Source organism: Marinifilum fragile JCM 15579 (genome assembly GCF_001310955.1).
GTDB lineage: Bacteria > Bacteroidota > Bacteroidia > Bacteroidales > Marinifilaceae > Marinifilum > Marinifilum fragile.
The window spans coordinates 1-15,939 of the sequence record NZ_BAZX01000024.1; the positions used below are offsets into that span (position 1 = coordinate 1).

Annotated in this window: 18 protein-coding genes; 7 read left to right on the forward strand and 11 right to left on the reverse strand. The window is 34.4% G+C overall.

Features of this window, described 5'->3' with window-relative positions; all coding sequences use genetic code 11:
- From JCM15579_RS15135 to JCM15579_RS15155, 5 genes are all read right to left on the reverse strand, one after another.
- The coding region (locus JCM15579_RS15135; protein ID WP_054721282.1) for a cytochrome b/b6 domain-containing protein at positions 1-526 on the reverse strand (526 nt) is incomplete at its 3' end.
- Positions 527-528: 2 nt separating this feature from the next.
- Entirely contained in the window at positions 529-1,461 is a 933-nt protein-coding gene (locus JCM15579_RS15140) for a cytochrome c3 family protein (RefSeq protein ID WP_054721283.1), read from the reverse strand.
- A gap of 94 nt (positions 1,462-1,555) precedes the next feature.
- Entirely contained in the window at positions 1,556-1,960 is a 405-nt protein-coding gene (locus JCM15579_RS15145) for a c-type cytochrome (RefSeq protein ID WP_054721284.1), read from the reverse strand.
- 25 nt (positions 1,961-1,985) lie between these two features.
- The gene (locus JCM15579_RS15150) at positions 1,986-2,894 is read right to left on the reverse strand and encodes a DUF5777 family beta-barrel protein (RefSeq protein ID WP_054721285.1); all 909 of its coding nucleotides are present in this window, start codon (positions 2,892-2,894) and stop codon (positions 1,986-1,988) included.
- A 12-nt stretch (positions 2,895-2,906) separates the two neighbouring features.
- Positions 2,907-3,278 (reverse strand): hypothetical protein, encoded by a 372-nt coding sequence (locus tag JCM15579_RS15155; RefSeq protein WP_054721287.1) that lies wholly within the window; start codon positions 3,276-3,278, stop codon positions 2,907-2,909.
- A gap of 284 nt (positions 3,279-3,562) precedes the next feature.
- On the opposite strand from JCM15579_RS15155, the gene JCM15579_RS15160 reads away from it, so the two are divergent.
- A complete protein-coding gene (locus JCM15579_RS15160; protein ID WP_054721289.1) occupies positions 3,563-4,267 on the forward strand; it encodes a Crp/Fnr family transcriptional regulator in 705 nt (234 codons plus the stop codon).
- A 27-nt stretch (positions 4,268-4,294) separates the two neighbouring features.
- Here JCM15579_RS15160 and JCM15579_RS15165 read toward each other — a convergent pair whose 3' ends face one another.
- Both JCM15579_RS15165 and JCM15579_RS15170 read right to left on the reverse strand, forming a co-directional pair.
- Positions 4,295-5,263 carry a CobW family GTP-binding protein gene (locus JCM15579_RS15165; protein ID WP_054721365.1) on the reverse strand — a complete coding sequence of 323 codons (969 nt, stop codon included), beginning with the start codon at positions 5,261-5,263 and terminating at the stop codon, positions 4,295-4,297.
- A 5-nt stretch (positions 5,264-5,268) separates the two neighbouring features.
- Positions 5,269-5,784, reverse strand: coding sequence for a nitroreductase family protein (locus tag JCM15579_RS15170; protein WP_054721291.1), 516 nt, complete (start codon positions 5,782-5,784; stop codon positions 5,269-5,271).
- 80 nt (positions 5,785-5,864) lie between these two features.
- Between JCM15579_RS15170 and JCM15579_RS15175 the strand changes: the two genes are divergently transcribed.
- The 4 genes from JCM15579_RS15175 to JCM15579_RS15190 are packed head-to-tail and all read left to right on the forward strand — an operon-like array spanning position 5,865 to position 8,419.
- Entirely contained in the window at positions 5,865-7,088 is a 1,224-nt protein-coding gene (locus JCM15579_RS15175) for an MFS transporter (RefSeq protein WP_218186194.1), read from the forward strand.
- Positions 7,078-7,407: a hypothetical protein gene (locus tag JCM15579_RS15180; RefSeq protein ID WP_054721293.1), complete on the forward strand. Its 330-nt coding sequence runs from the start codon at positions 7,078-7,080 to the stop codon at positions 7,405-7,407. Before JCM15579_RS15175 ends, JCM15579_RS15180 begins: the two co-directional genes overlap by 11 nt.
- The gene (locus JCM15579_RS15185; protein WP_054721295.1) at positions 7,404-7,931 is read left to right on the forward strand and encodes a hypothetical protein; all 528 of its coding nucleotides are present in this window, start codon (positions 7,404-7,406) and stop codon (positions 7,929-7,931) included. The genes JCM15579_RS15180 and JCM15579_RS15185 overlap by 4 nt, the downstream gene beginning before the upstream one ends.
- A 2-nt stretch (positions 7,932-7,933) precedes the next feature.
- Positions 7,934-8,419 (forward strand): YchJ family protein, encoded by a 486-nt coding sequence (locus JCM15579_RS15190; RefSeq protein WP_083464710.1) that lies wholly within the window; start codon positions 7,934-7,936, stop codon positions 8,417-8,419.
- An 8-nt stretch (positions 8,420-8,427) separates the two neighbouring features.
- Here the strand turns inward: JCM15579_RS15190 and JCM15579_RS15195 are convergent, their stop codons facing one another.
- Entirely contained in the window at positions 8,428-9,087 is a 660-nt protein-coding gene (locus tag JCM15579_RS15195; protein WP_054721297.1) for a hypothetical protein, read from the reverse strand.
- 286 nt (positions 9,088-9,373) lie between these two features.
- Here JCM15579_RS15195 and dapA point away from each other — a divergent pair, with 286 nt between their 5' ends.
- Positions 9,374-10,288, forward strand: coding sequence for a 4-hydroxy-tetrahydrodipicolinate synthase (gene dapA, locus JCM15579_RS15200; RefSeq protein ID WP_245625934.1), 915 nt, complete (start codon positions 9,374-9,376; stop codon positions 10,286-10,288).
- Positions 10,289-10,326: 38 nt separating this feature from the next.
- On the opposite strand, the gene JCM15579_RS15205 is transcribed toward dapA, so the two are convergent.
- The gene (locus JCM15579_RS15205; protein WP_054721301.1) at positions 10,327-11,631 is read right to left on the reverse strand and encodes a dicarboxylate/amino acid:cation symporter; all 1,305 of its coding nucleotides are present in this window, start codon (positions 11,629-11,631) and stop codon (positions 10,327-10,329) included.
- A gap of 212 nt (positions 11,632-11,843) precedes the next feature.
- Here JCM15579_RS15205 and JCM15579_RS15210 point away from each other — a divergent pair, with 212 nt between their 5' ends.
- Positions 11,844-12,638, forward strand: a complete 795-nt coding sequence (locus tag JCM15579_RS15210; RefSeq protein WP_054721303.1) for a hypothetical protein — start codon at positions 11,844-11,846, stop codon at positions 12,636-12,638.
- Between the two features lie 375 nt (positions 12,639-13,013).
- Here JCM15579_RS15210 and JCM15579_RS15215 read toward each other — a convergent pair whose 3' ends face one another.
- Positions 13,014-14,666 (reverse strand): carboxypeptidase-like regulatory domain-containing protein, encoded by a 1,653-nt coding sequence (locus JCM15579_RS15215; protein ID WP_172677448.1) that lies wholly within the window; start codon positions 14,664-14,666, stop codon positions 13,014-13,016.
- A 190-nt stretch (positions 14,667-14,856) separates the two neighbouring features.
- Positions 14,857-15,879 carry a FecR family protein gene (locus JCM15579_RS15220; RefSeq protein ID WP_054721307.1) on the reverse strand — a complete coding sequence of 341 codons (1,023 nt, stop codon included), beginning with the start codon at positions 15,877-15,879 and terminating at the stop codon, positions 14,857-14,859.
- Between the last annotated feature and the right edge of the window lie 60 nt (positions 15,880-15,939).

Consider the following 15,939-nt stretch of genomic DNA (forward strand, 5'->3'; position numbering starts at 1 on the left):
ATAAAACAAACCCGATTACAACATGTAATAAAGCAGTAACTAATATCCCACTAACTCCAAAGATTTGAGGAATAATAATTTCGGGGAAGAGCATTGCCATACCACTCGCTATTATTACGGGAAAACCAATATACATTGCCGTTGAGTAAATAAATCGCTGTAAGGGGTTGAACTTGTTCTCCATTGAAATTGGGAATGGAGGATTTTGCTTTTTAAACATTCCAAACAAGTAAAACACCGATTGATCGTATAATCTTTTGAACAAACCTTTGGTTTTCATTTTGTATTGCTTTCCATTTGATGTAAATAAGTTTCCAAAAACAAATAGGAGATAGTTAATACTAAGGGCAATACCACAAATGTTATGTAGCTGAACCGATGATTCAAATGATATAAGTAGTGGATTTTCAGGATTAGAGTACTGCATGCTTATCCCTGTAATCAGTAGTACAATAAAAATAGTAGCATTTAACCAATGCCAAATTCTAATCCATAATGGATACAAGTATAGTTTTTCGTTTGCCATAGTTATTTGCTTTTAAAAATTCGAAAAATAGAGTGAGTGAAAATTCCGATTAATACTAATCCAAATATAACTACACTTAAAATATTAAGATATTTATTTCGGTTTGCTCCAATTACATATGATTCATTTATAATAACAGCATTTAAAAAACCACTTCCTTTTCTAGACTCCAGACTTTTATAACGATACAAACTAGCCATAAGATGCGAGTTCTCAGAGTGACATGAGGTACATTCTCTAATTGCACTATCTTTTGCCATTACCACATGACTAACCAAAAGACTATCTGAAAGTTGTGTGTGACATTCAATACATCTCACTTTTTTAAAGTGAAGTTCCTGATTTGGAAGCCATTCATGAGACTTAAGAATATTGATATTTTCTCTCTCGGTTAACAATTCAAATTTGTTTACATCTGCGTGGCAGGATAGACAAATATTATTGTCGTAACTTACAGTCTCACTAATTTTGTCTCCTACGCGAGCCTGAGTTTTGTATGTATGGGGATTGTGGCAACTCCAGCAAGTAAATGCATCTGGCGAACGATTGTAATGCATACTTTCGTAAAAGGCTTCTTCTATTTTTTCAAAATGAAACTTTGCATATTCCGGGTCACCAGCATGGCAATCATTACATACATACATTAATCCCATTCTTAAATTGCCAGCATGTGGGAATGTTTCATATTCAGGGGAATGACAATCTGTACATTTAAACATGCCATGATTCGATTGTTGGTAGGCTAGGGTATCAATTATTCGGTTCGAACACATGGATTCCTTAATTTCCATACCAAAATCCTCATTCATGTATTTGTATGTGCGATGTGCATGACATTGAAGGCATGAATGATTTTTATTGGTTTCTTTTTGAGCGTGTACGCTGTAGGAAAGCAATAAAATTATACATCCCAATATTAATTTTGATAATTTCATAAAGATTAGGCTTATGGGTTTTGCTGATAGGTTGATATGACTAAAAAAGGGTATTATTCATTTTTAATACCCTTTTATAATTGAGATGATTACATCACTTTTTGAATGTTCTCAGATAATTTATCACAGCCCATTGGTCTTTTTTACTAGGAATTTTCTTTTCGTAATTTGGCATTTCGTCTCTACCAATTATCGATTTGTAAAATAATTCTCCATCGCTATGAGCTTGAAATTCAGTAGAAGTAAAATCTCCTGGGAAATGCTTCAATCTTGCAGCTTTTGGACCATCTCCTAAACCAGTATTACCATGGCATGAACGACAATGCTTCATATAAACCATTTTACCTTTATTTACACTAGCCTTGTCATTTGCCAATGGGTTCTCCATTTTTTTGTATTCTGCTGGAATTTCCCAAGGGCCTGCCTTTTTTTGTTGAATTGTAAAAGAAAAGCCTACTAATGCAATGGCAACTAAGATAAAAATCTTGAATGTTTTCATAACTAATTGTTTTTAATGAGGGATATTAGAATCTAACCAATATATTGAAGCCGACTAGAAAATCCCCATCTCCTATTTTATTTTTGTTGTATAGTATATTCCTCTGTGGGGTAATTCCCTCGTAGTTCGACATAAATACTTGGAATACGTGAGTACTAGTACCAATTTCTATACCAAAAGATAGATTTGCTTCCGGATCTTTCTCATCTGAAGCAAATTCTCTCATATCATCAATATTTAGAGGTTGATCATATTCGAAAAATAATGACATCGAAGAACTTACTTTGGCTCTACCTGCCAAAGAAAGAGCAATCTTATCATGTTCAACCAAAGTATCTGTTTTATTAAAATGAGTAAAACTTGGTCCAAACTGTAAGGAGAAATTGTCATTAAATTTGTGCGCTACTAATAGTTGAGAAAAGTACGACATTCTATCCGAGAATTTATAGTCATTTCCAAAAACCGATTTATCTTGAGAGTTGATTGCTAAATTTCCATATACCGCAACTGAAACGGGAATGGAATTTGATTCGGTTTGAGTTAGAACACGATATTTACCATGGAACTCCTGTAATTTAAATTCTTTGGTGTAACCATATCCAATCATAAATTTCTCAGTAATACCATAATTTAAACCCATTCTGATATTCGAAGTAGCATAAATTCCAAAAACATCCTCTAGTCCGTTTTCAATAAGACCAAATCGGTGTTGGATATGTAATTCGAATTCACCAGCAAATGGTGTGGCTACCGTTTGAGTTTCTGCAAGTAAACCAGATTCAAATGTTCCTGTTACTGGTTCATTTGCAAATTCATCGGTTTGCGCATTTACATTTAGTGAATTTCCTAAAATCAGTAAAATAACAAACAGTCCAGTTATAGATTTGAATATGCTAATGTTTTTAGCTTTTTTGTTAATATATTCTGTACGCATAGTCTGTAGTTTTTAGTCGTTGTTAGCACCTCTGGTTATCCATTCAAGAATCAGCTGTTTTTCATTTGCTGATGCTCTTGTACTATGAGATCCTTCTAATAATTTAGTATATATTTCACTATCAGAAGGGTTTTCAGTATTAATATAACCACCATTTACAAGAGAATTATAAGCATTAGATGCTCTCAAATCTGGATTTACAGCTCCATCATGACATTGAGTACAATTGGATGTAAAAATTGGAACAATGTCATTGCTAAAGGAAACTTCCTGATCAGGTGGAATAACAACTTCGTCAAACTCAACAGTGTCGTACTCACAAGAGACAAAGCAGAGCAGTGTCGCTAAAATCGTTAAAAGATTTACAAATTTGCTCTTTTGCATAGTATTAAGATTTTTAGATTATAAACTTTTTTCAGTTAATTAGGGCTTTTCTACTCTCTGCTAAAGGTAAAGATTTGCAAAGTGTGCAGCTATTCTCAGGTGGCGAGATATCTTTCAGGAGAAAAAGGAATTTATCTAATACAAATCGACATTTGTCAACAAAAAACTAGGCTTATAACTGTTATTTTTCTATCTTTAGAACAGATCATATCAACTAGAATTGTTTAATTAGATGTTTGATTTAGAAAAATGAAGTATGTACCCCTTAACCCTCTAACCCTATTATGGCAAAATTTACGAAAACTGACAATTGTAAGAATTGTATTGATTGCAACAAAAAAATTCCCCTATTTCAGCTTCTTTCTAAAGCTGAACTCACAGAGCTTAATACGAGTAGATATGAAGTGAAGTTTAAAGCTGGAGAAACTATTTTTAAGCAGGGAACGTCTGCAACTCATTTGTTAATTCTAACATCTGGATTGGCAAAGTTTTATGTGGAAGGTGTTCAAGAAAAACAATTAATTATTAGGATTATTAAACCTTGGGAAATTGTTGGGCAAGCATCATTGTATTTTGACAATAGGCACCATTACTCTATTGCCGCTTTGGATGATTGTACAGCTTGTTTTATTGAAATAGGATCATTTAAGAAAATGATTAGGCAAAATCCAAGTTTTGCTGAGGACTTTATAACTCAATGTACTCAAAAAGGTGTTTTTTCTTATGAAAAAATGGTTAGCCTATCACAAAAACAAATGCATGGCAGAATTGCTGATGGAATTTTATACCTTTCGAAGAAAATATATGAAAGCAATAAGTTTTCACTGCATTTATCACGACAGGATATTGCTGATTTAACTGGAATGTCGAAAGATAGTGCGATTCGAATACTAAAGGAGTTTCATCATGAAGGAATCATAGAATTGGATGGCAAAAACCTTAATGTGTTAAATGTAGAACAACTAGAAAGAATAAGTGAAACAGGATGAAAAAACGAGAGCTTTTGCTCTCGTTTTTTATGCTTTTAGATCTAAAAGGTTTTTTTCAATGACAGACTGATTTAAGTCCCTTCCAATAATTACAATTTTTGATTCGCGCTTTTCGTCTTGATTCCAGACTTTCCCAACTGTAGCTTGAATTTGGGTATGAACAGACTGTAGGATAATTCTGTTGTCTACACCTGCTAAATTCAAAATTCCTTTTACACGATAAATTGTGTCATGATTGAATTGAAGAAAAGCATCGAGCCACATGCCTATTTTCATTTGATCTAATGGCTCTTCACATTTAAACAACATGTTTTGTACTCCATGCCTATTTTCATTTGAATTATCTTTCATATTGGTTTCTAACCCCAAGATGTGTTGATAAATCTTTTCTGGTTTGTAGGAGAATTGATCAAGAAGCTGATGGTTTCCTAATATAGAAAATTCACTTTGAATGATTTCTGCATGCTGATTTTTCTCTTTGATCAGCTTTAAAACTGATTCTATTCCTTGTTCATCAACCAAGTCTAATTTGTTAAGAAGAATGATATCAGCAACAGCAATCTGCTTGGAAAGTACATTTTCTTTTTTCAAATCCGAACTTGCATTTTTTGCATCCACAAGGCAAATTACACTGTCGAGTTCGAATTGATTTTTGATAATTGGATCACTTACAAAAGAAGCCAAAATACTTCCAGGATCCGCAATTCCTGTAGTTTCAATAAGTAAATGATTGAAATTATGTTTAGATTGAACCAATTTTTGAAGTACAACAAAAAGTTCCTGGTTTAAATTGCAGCAGATACAACCGTTGCTTAGCTCAAAAATATCTTCGGATTGAATATTTTCCACAAGAGATGAATCAATATTTTCTTCTCCAAATTCATTTTCAATAATCGCAAACTTTTTATCTGGGTATTCGGCAATTAAATTATTGAGTAAACTTGTTTTACCAGCTCCTAAAAAGCCTGTGATAACGGTTACGGGTATCTTACTCATACTTCTTAAAACTTTTCCCAATGTACAATCTCGTTTAATGATTTACGCTTTTTGGTAGGAATCGTATCATCGCTAGGATAACCTAATGATAAGATTGCAATGGGTTCAATGTGTTCTGGCAATTGAAAGAACTCTCTACATTTTTCCACATAGAAATTACAAATCCAACATGTTCCCAATCCCAACTCGGTAGCTTGTAAAGTCATATGATCAATTGCAATTGTTGCATCAATATCGGTATGAACTTTACCGTCTTCCTTTCTTTTCCATGCAATGTTATGATCTCCACAAACTATAATATATACAGGAGCTTCTTTAAACCAATCTCTGTGATAGATTTCAGAAAATTTTGCATGATTATCAGGTTCACGTACCACTATAAAATGCCAAGGTTGGTTATTGACAGCTGAAGGAGCAAGCTGACCTGCTTCAAGTATTTTAATCAATTTTTCTTCCTCTACTTCTTTTTGTTGGTATGAGCGAACCGAGTAACGGTTTTCTATAATTGTTCTTAAATCCATGTAATGTAGGTTTGATTCGAATACAAAATTGAGAATTATTTAAAAAGAAGAAAAGAAGAACTTTAAATAATCTATTCTACGTGCCAAGAAACACTCGAATTAACGAGCATTTTAGTAACTTTGCCACTCATTTTTATAGAGAGCTTGGAATGACCAAAGATTTGAAGAAAAATATCATGTACCAGTATTTAATGTTGTTGGTAATTGCCGCAACAGCTGGGCATCAGGGGTGGAGAACTCTGTTTAATAATTTGGCAGTTGATGAAGTTGGAATCAATGGATTTCAAGTTGGTATCATTCAATCGGTAAGGGAAATTCCTGGTTTTTTGGCTTTATTGGTTGTTTACCTTCTTTTGGTAATTAAAGAACATAAACTTTCTGCAATATCAGTTTTATTTGTAGGTGTTGGCGTTGCTTGTACGGGCTTTTTCCCAAGTTTCTGGGGTTTGGTTTTTACTACGCTAATTATGTCGGTAGGATTTCACTATTTTGAGACAACCAACAAATCTTTAACCCTACAATATTTCTCTCTTGAGGATTCTCCTATGGTGTTTGCCAAACAAAAGAGCTGGACAGCAGTGGCAAATGTTAGTATGGGAGCATTCATTTTTGGTATTGCACATGTGATGTCACTTCAAGCGAGTTTTATTTTAATAGGAGCCGTTGTTTTTGCGCTAGGAATTTGGGCCTTTTTTTGGAAACCTGCAGATAAGAATATTGTTCCTCAGAATAAAGGAATGGTATTGCGCAAAAGGTATTGGCTGTTTTATGTCCTAAATTTTTTAAGCGGTGCGAGAAGGCAGATTTTTGTGGTTTTTGCAGTGTTTATGCTTGTTGAAAAATACAGCTATTCAGTGCAGGATATAGCAGTTTTATTTGTTGTAAATAATATCATTACCTATTTTATTTCGCCCTTTATTGCAAAGGGAATAAATAAATTTGGCGAACGAAAAATGTTATCAGCAGAGTATTTTAGCTTGATATTTGTTTTCCTGGGATATGCATTTATCGATAATGCATGGATTGTTGCTGGGTTATATATCATCGATCATATATTCTTTGGTTTTTCAATGGGGATAAACACATATTTCCAGAAAACCGGAGATCAAAAGGATATTGCACCATCAATGGCTGTTGGTTTTACCATTAATCACATTTCAGCAGTTGTAATTCCTGTTTTGGGAGGAATGCTATGGATGATTGACAGACAAATTCCTTTTTTGGCAGGAGCAGTATTAAGTGTAATATCTTTAGGATTTGTTCAATTAATAAAAGTAAAAAAAATCAGTATAAATGCAGACTAATAAAGAAACATATCAATCACTTATTGAATCGTATAATAAAGCTATTCAGGAGAAAAGCCCAAGTTTAATCAGAGAGTTTTTGGCTGATAATTCAGTAGAAAATTTAAAGGACGATGCAGCTTACTATTTGGAAATACTTCAATTGCGTGCAGGTGCATTTTCTTTGTTTGGAGAGTTGAGTGAAGCTGGAGAGGAATATCGAAAAGGCTATTCGTCTTGTTCTAAAAGTGGAAAATGGGTTTATGGATTGAATTGGGCTTTGCAATTTATGGCTGAGTTTTCTTTTAAAAGAGGCGATGAAAAGATTGTAAATGCATGAGTGAAGGAGTAAAGGTTCTTGACCAGGCTTTTCAGGATTTACCAGAAGACAAATATCAGGAGTTTTATCATTTGTGTTTGACAAATGTTAAGGCATTTATGCTGCTAACATCAGGAAAGAGGGAAGAGGCATTGGCTATGTTCAATGACTGCAAGTTTACACCAGTTCCAATTCCGGAATATAATGATAAGGAATCTCTACAAATGCTATTTGCCAACTTTACAAAGGGGTTTGCTGTAGCTATAGAACTTAAAAACCTTGATTTGTTGATGAATCTCATGAAAGTAATTTCTATAGATGATCAGGTTCTATATAGTCAAGGAAATTTATTCCGTGTTTTCTACGAAACTTTGGTATGTGCATTCGATATGAGAGCTGAATTTATTACAGAGTTCAATGCAATGTTTAAAATTAAGGACGCTCTTAACACAATAACTCCAGAGTTTTCAAAATTTTTGGGATTAATTGGAGAACAAGATTTCGATAAACTTGATGAATTCTTCCAAGGATTCGATAAAAAATAGTTATGAGTTCACCTTGTTATTGTGGCAAATCAAATTCCTACGAAGAGTGCTGTGGTGCCATTCATTCAGGAAATAAAAAAGCAGAAACTGCCGAGGAGCTGATGAGAAGTCGTTATTCTGCATTTGTAATTGCTGATATCGATTATATTTTAAACACTTACGCATCGAAAACTCGTCCTGTTAATCAGGCAAAAGAGATTTTAGACTGGGCTAAATCTGTAGAATGGCAACGATTAGAAGTGGTAAATACCAATAAGGGCAATTCAACAGATGATAATGGCCATGTTGAGTTTAAAGCTTATTATAAGGAAGATGGTATCGACCAGTGCTTACACGAAAATTCATTCTTCGAAAAGGAGAATGAGCAATGGGTATATGTTTCAGGGGAGTATCCAAAAGAAATAAAACCAAAGCTGCCTAATCGAAATGATCCATGCTATTGTGGTAGCGGTAAGAAATTTAAGAAATGCTGTTTTGGAAAAATTTAGGGGAATAATTAATTATTCCCCATATTTTTAAGAACTGAAAATGTTTTATCGATATCAGAATCGTGTACAACTAAGGTAAATTCATTGGTTGTAGAAACTACCTCTTCGATGTTAATCCCTGCCCATGCAATATTTTTAAGAATAAAATAATAGAATCCCAATTGCTGTGAATTGGTAGCAGGAAGCTTTAATGTTACCGAAGAGAGCTTTTCACTTTTGGCAACAAGCTCTTCGCCAACAAATGCATCTTCAACCTTTTGTTGTAAGGATCCGGAAACTACAAGGTTCGATTCAAAAACACCTTGTACCATGGTGTAGAAAAATTCCTGATTTGGACCAATGGAACGCAAGAGTTCGGTGTGCTTTTCAATTAAAGTATTTGAGTTTTTATAAGTGAAATCAACCAAATTAGAGCGTACAATAATATCACCTACATTGGTAATTACATCTTTTAAACCTGGATTGATCTTAACCTCAAGGTTTGGAGCCAATCTGTTTAAAGCCATAATTATTGCCCCAATTTTTACAGGTTTTTTTACGGTATCTTCAACTTGATTCTGTATTTTGCGTGCTAAAGAAGAAACGTTAATTAATCCTTCGACCAATGCCTCTGCCAAAAAAGGCTGAGTACTCACGATTTTCTCTACAACTTGTGGAATTGTTATCATGTTTCTTGATATTTGTTGAATTTCATCACAAATATGTTGAAATTATCACAAAATGTAGAATTTTTGAATAAATTTTCTAAAAATTTTATTGATTTATTTACTGCATCTATATTTGCACCCGTAAACCACAACCCTACATTAACCAAGTAGGATTTTAATCAAGGAGAATAATGCTGGTAATCTTCTGATTGAAGATTATGATTTTAGATATACGATTTCAGAAGTTTATCGGGATTATTTTTAATGCTCTTTTAACTGTATAAAAGAATAAAAAGTAAAAATGAGAATGAATTGGCAAGGATCAATTGTAGCGATTGTAACACCTTTTAACGAAGATGGAAGTGTTGATTACAGAGCTTTAGATGATTTGATTGAATTTCATATCGAAAATCAATCGGATGGAATCGTAGTTTGTGGAACCACAGGTGAAGCAGCAACATTATCTAAAGAAGAATATTCTGAGGTTATCAAATTCGTTATTGATAAGGTGAATAAACGCATCCCTGTTATAGCAGGGACCGGATCTAATTCTACAATTGCAGCTGTAGATAATTCTCGTATGGCTGAATCTTTGGGTGTTGATGCTGTATTGGTAGTTTCTCCATATTACAACAAGCCTACCAGAAAAGGTCTTAAAGACTATTTTACTCAGGTTGCAAGTGCAGTTTCAATTCCTGTAATCATGTATAATGTTCCGGGAAGAACAGCTTCTAATATACCAGCTGATTTAGTAGTTGAGCTAGCGAATGAGGTTGAGAATATTGCAGGCATAAAAGAAGCATCAGGAAATTTGGAACAAATGGCATGTATTTTACGCGATAAACCCATTGGATTTATGGTGTTTTCAGGAGATGATGCTCTTGCTTTCCCGGCAGTATGTTTGGGTGCAGATGGTGTGATTTCGGTTGTTGCAAATTTATTTCCAAAAGAGTTTCATGACTTAATACAAGCCGCATTGACAGGTGATTTAATTACTGCACGTGAATTGCATTTTAAATATCTAAATATCATTCAACTTTGTTTTATTGAGTCCAATCCAATTCCTGTAAAAACAGGATTAAGCTTGATGGGAAAAGTAAAGGAAGAGTTTCGTTCACCAATGTGTAGAATGGAAGATGAAAATAAAACCAAGATGATGGTTGAGCTTCAAAAACTTTTGGTACAAACAAACACTTATATGACAGAAATAGAAGAATTGTAAGTAATTCATTGATTATATTTCTCCCCCCTGAAATATATTTAAGAAACCATCTCGTTTGAGGTGGTTTCGATGTTTTCGTACTTTTCTATGATTGCTGCACCTACACTATCTCCCCAAACATTTACTGTAGTTCGGAATCGATCCAATAACCAGTCGATTGTTAGAATGAGTCCAATTCCCTCAATAGGAAGATGAACAGCTTTTAAAACAATCACCATAGTCACTAATCCAGCTTCGGGAATACCCGCAGCACCAATGGCTGCAAGAGTAGCGGTTAAAAAAATGATTATTTGTTGTGCAAAGCTTAAATCAAATCCATACAATTGAGCGATAAATATTGCAGCAACAGCCTCGTAAATGGCAGTTCCATCCATATTTATGGTCGCACCCAAAGGAAGAACAAAATTACTTGTCTTTTTAGATATTTTATTTTGCTGTTGCACGCCTTGTAGTGTAAGTGGGAGGGTGGCAGTGCTTGATGCTGTTGAAAAGGCATTCAGTAATGCTGCAGCGACTCCTTTTGCAAAACTGATAGGATTTCTTTTTCCAATAAATTTAAGGATCAAACACAAAACAAGTAATGCATGGATGGATAATCCTAAAAGTACAGTAAGGCTTAATTTACCAAGCGATATTAATTCAGGTAGAAAGCCTTCATAACCTCCTGCTTTGCCAATACGTGCAGTAATTAATCCAAAAATTCCAAGAGGAGCAATATACATTACCCAATTTACCAATTGCATGATTCCATCGTTTAAAACGGAAAGAAATTGAATGGTTTTCTTCGCCTTTTTGCCAAGAGAAGATAAAGCCGCTCCAAAAAACAAAGAAAAGACGATTAGAGGCAATATGTCCATTTTTGCCATGGCAAGAAATAAGTTGTAGGCTATTAAACCTTGTTGTTCTTGTTCTGAATTTCCAACAATTAGCTGTTTTAAAGTTTCAGATATTGTGGTGCTTTCCGAGATGTACCGATGCGAATCATCAGGCAATTGAATGTTTAATCCATTCCCAGGTTGAATCAAATTGACTAAAATAATTCCCAAACATACAGATATTGCTGTTGTGGAGAGATAATAAATTAGAGTTTTACTGCCGATTTTGCCTAAGCTACGAAGGTTATCCAATTTTGAAATACCAACCAACATAGATAAAATCACCATAGGAACGACTAGCATCATTAGAATATTCAAGAAGATTTCACCAAATATTGAGAATTTTAAAGCCATTTCTGGAAATATTCCTCCAACCAGAAAACCCAATAGAATGGCAATCATAATGCTGATCAAAAGAGTATTAGCACTATCTGAATGTGAGGTACTATTTTTATTTTTTAAAAACATTAGATTTAAATGAAACCAAATGAATAATATTTAGTACAATAGGTTTATAGGAAAAAGAAGCCTAGCTTATTTCTAAGCAAAAAATTAACTTGATTGAAGCATTATTTATAACATAAACTATTGAAATAAGAATGTCAATAAATTTTGATTAAAAAATATGTAAACTGTATTGTTTCAATATATTATGCTATTACTTAAGATTACCATATTCAATGAATAAAGATTTACTCTTTGCACTAATACAAAACCCCAATCTAATTCCAGGAATTTACAATTATTGTGATGGATGGTGTGAGCGTTGTAAGTTTAATGCCAATTGTCTTAATTTTAAGATGATGGAGGAAGGTGTGCCTGATCTAAAATCAACGGAACATGATACGGAAGCAGAAGCTTCATTCGCTATGGAGAATTTGGATGAGATGTTTCAATTGAGTATGGAGTTACTGAATCAGGCTGCAAAAGATTTGGGTATGGAGTTGCCCCAGCAATCTGAGAATTTTGATGCGGAAGAGGAGGAAGAAAAGGATGAGTTGATTTTTAAAGGTCAATTGATGCTTCAAGCGGATAAATATTCAGAATTAGTGGATGCTTGGTTCTCAGATTTCGAGTCACTTTTATACGTGGGGTCTCACTCTTTAAAAGAGATTTTTGATTTTAAGGAAGAAGAGGAGATGAATGATGTGGAATTGCTAGTTTTCGACAAATCAGAAATTATTCGTTGGTTTCAGTTTATAATTCCAAGTAAATTATTCAGAGCACTCCGGAGTAAAGCGAATACCGAAGAAACTGGCAACGATTTTTATGCTCACGATAGTATTGCTTCAGCAAAAGTAGCTTTGATTTCAATTGATAATTCGATTGATGCATGGACAAGTTATATGCATCAATTTCCAGGTGCAGAGGATCGAATGTTACCAATACTGCTGCTTCTTTCCGGATTAAGAACTTTAGTCGAGGAGATTTTTCCAGAAGCAAGAGACTTTGTTCGTCCTGGGTTCGATATTTAAGGAGTGATGGATTAAAAAAGAACTGATCTTTTGCTACTGAAACACTTTAAGGGATTAATAAATAATACAAAGCTTTCGTTTTTATACTAAAACTTTTAGTGATTTGTCGAAAGCCTTTCATAATTTTTTCAAAGCTTCTAATAAATGTATGAAACGTTTGATGATTTTACCAAAACCTTTCGTTTTTATACTAAAACCTTTAATGATTTGTCGAAAGCCTTTCATAATTTTTTCAAAGCTTCTAATAAATTTATAAAACGTTTGATGATTTTACCAAAGCCTTTAATGATTTATGCACTAAATCTATCAACCTAATCAACGTATTTTTTTGGAAATAATAATAATGTGTGGTTTATATTCCTTTGAGGTTTAATTTTAGAATCTTATCCCCAATTGCCAACCAAACCAAAATTGATTTTTTAAAGTACTAACTGCTTTGTCCAAATAATAGTTGCCAAAATAAGGAGAGTTTTTACTTGATAGACTGTTGTTTGCGACCTTCTTTTGTTCTTTATCCGGACTGCAAAAGTTGTAGGATGGTCCTGTTGTGATAACCATTTGATTCGATATCTTAAAATTAAAGCCAAGTTGAGCACGGAAGATGTCTCCAGCAAACACATCATAGTCAGAATCCATATTGAAAAGGGCAGAGCCTGACAAGTCTAGATTTACTGAAAATTTTCGATCCGGATTAGTGGTATAGCCAATTCCATAGGCAGCATTTAAATATTTGCCAGCACCAACTTTCAAAAAACTATATAGATTTTTACCTCCTGTTTTATAAGTGGTATTGATGTAGAATGTTTCATCGGTTGAGAACTCCCATTTTCGGTATCCATTTCTAATGATATTGACCAAACCAATTGGGAATCCATTTTCAATAGTGTCGGCATGGTTGATTAATCCAACCTGAATTCCTCTTAGCTTATAAGTTCGATTGTAAAGGCCAGATAATTGCAGTCCGTTGGTTGTACCTTTTACATAATTGATGGCACCAGAGACCTGAATCCCATCAACTGAGTTGGCCTGATTGTAAGCGCCAGCTACCTGTAGGTTGATTCGCTCTCCACCATGTAGGTTAATTCCTCCACTTACCTGACCATTCCAGCCTTTTAAAGATAGGCTGTCGGCTGATTTTACAGCAGCAGTATTTACGGCTCCACTAATTTGTAATCCTTTTATATCGCCTTTCACACGATTAATAGCTCCTGCCACTTGAACACCATTTATGCTTCCTAAGTTAGTGTTTATGGCACCTGCTACCTGCACACCATTTACATCTTCACCTACAACATTTACAGCACCACCAATTTGTATTCCATTCATTTCTTGACGAATGATGTTGGCTACTGCACCAATCTCTACACCATCGATATTGGCAGAATAACCAGCAATGATATTCAATGAGAATTTGTTAGTGACCAATCCGTTTGTTAGCCGGTTTGTTCCCCATGAGGGAATAAAGGAAACCTGAGCAAATCTAACCTCCTGTACATTTAGGTTGTTGGATACATAGAGCGATTTCTCAGGGATCATCAGATTAACCATGCCCAAATCTTTCAGTTCCTTTTCAGTATAGGCCCAGTTGATTGCTTTGTGTCTTGGACGTAAACTTTGTGAAAATGTTGGGTGCTCCTTGAAAATACTTTCGGCTTCCCATGGGTAAAGGGCAACATTTAATTTCTTTGATTGATCAGCACTAACATAGGCAATGGTATCCTGGTATCCCTTACAGCTAAAATTGATGCCTAAAGTCTGATCTCCTTCCAAGCGCAGAATGTATTTTCCATCAGGATTGGTGATGAAAGATGCTTGTCTGTTAACTTCGTATACAATCGCATTTTCCAGTGGATTCCCATCGGAGTCGGTAATGATACCTGATAATATCCACATGGTATTGCTCAGTCCATCTTTGTTTTTTGCTTGAAGAATGACATGCGATCCAATGACTTTATAGGTAAATCTACCCTGAAACAGTTCATCAAGAATTTCTTCCAAGCTAGCACGTTTGCCTTCGATCGATACCATTTTAGTGGGATCCAAAAGCATGGCATCATAAGAGAAGTTGAAGCCGCCTAATTTTTCCAGAATAAACATGGTTGATTCTGTACTCTGGTTCTTTACTTCAACCAGGATCTCTTTCTCTAAAAGTTCTGAGCCTGTATCTTCAAATTCAGGAAAATACAGGCGATTAATATAGTGATATATGATATTCTATTCATTGGTTTGATGGGCTAAATATCGTGAATATGTTGTCTTCTTTTTGGTAGGATAGCTTGTAGGTGTTTGATATGACTCTAATTACTTCCTCAGCATCATTATCTATGAAGGATGAGGTGTAATACATTTTATTGATTTCAGGAATATCTGATATAATTTCAATATCATAGCAGTCTTCCAATACTTTAAAAACTTCCTTTAATGGTTTGTTTATGAAGGATAGTCTTTTGTCTACCCAGAAGAAGGCTGAAGAGTTGCTGGATACACTTATAATGGTATCCTTCTCATTTGAAATAAGTCCTCCTTCATCCTTCACCAGAATCAAATGAAGTGTATCTGTTTTTGCTTTGTTCGGGCGGAAGAGTTCCACCTTGCCTGAGTTGACATCAACAGCAATGTCGCCATTATTCTTTCGTTTCACTTGAAAACTTGTTCCCAGTACTTTTACACCACCAATTCCTGCATTAACAATGAATGGGCGTAGGGTATCTCTTTTGACCTTGAAGAAAGCTTCTCCTTCAAGATTTACAATTCTTTGATTATCAATCGTAGTTTCATAAGTGATTTTTGAAGATCTATTCAAATAGAGCTTTGATCCATCTGGTAGTAATTCCTGAAGTGTCTCGCTTGTATTGTTAGCAAGTAAGAATTTTTCATTTTGAACAGATTCATCATTGTACCAGTTGAAAATTCCAATTAGAGCAAGAATTGATGCTGCTATGGAAGTATAAATTATGATCTTAAACCTTGAATGTTTACGAATAGAAGGAGAGAGGCCTGAGTCGTGCACATCCATTCGTTTGGATAGGATAGACCAAGCCAGTTTTGTATTGACAGGTATTGGGCGCGGTTTTAGTTTTCCACTTTCCAGCCAAACTGTTTCCAGTTGGTCAAGATGTTTGTGGTTTTCTTCCTTCTCATCGAGCCAATCTATAATAAGCTTTTGTTCCTTCTTGTTGGTTTCACCCAAAAGAAACTTAGTTAATAGGGTATCATTTATATGTTGGTTGTCACTTTTCATGTACAATTAATTTCTATTGGTGTATATAGCATAAGTATAAATGGTATCATTTGTTTCTCA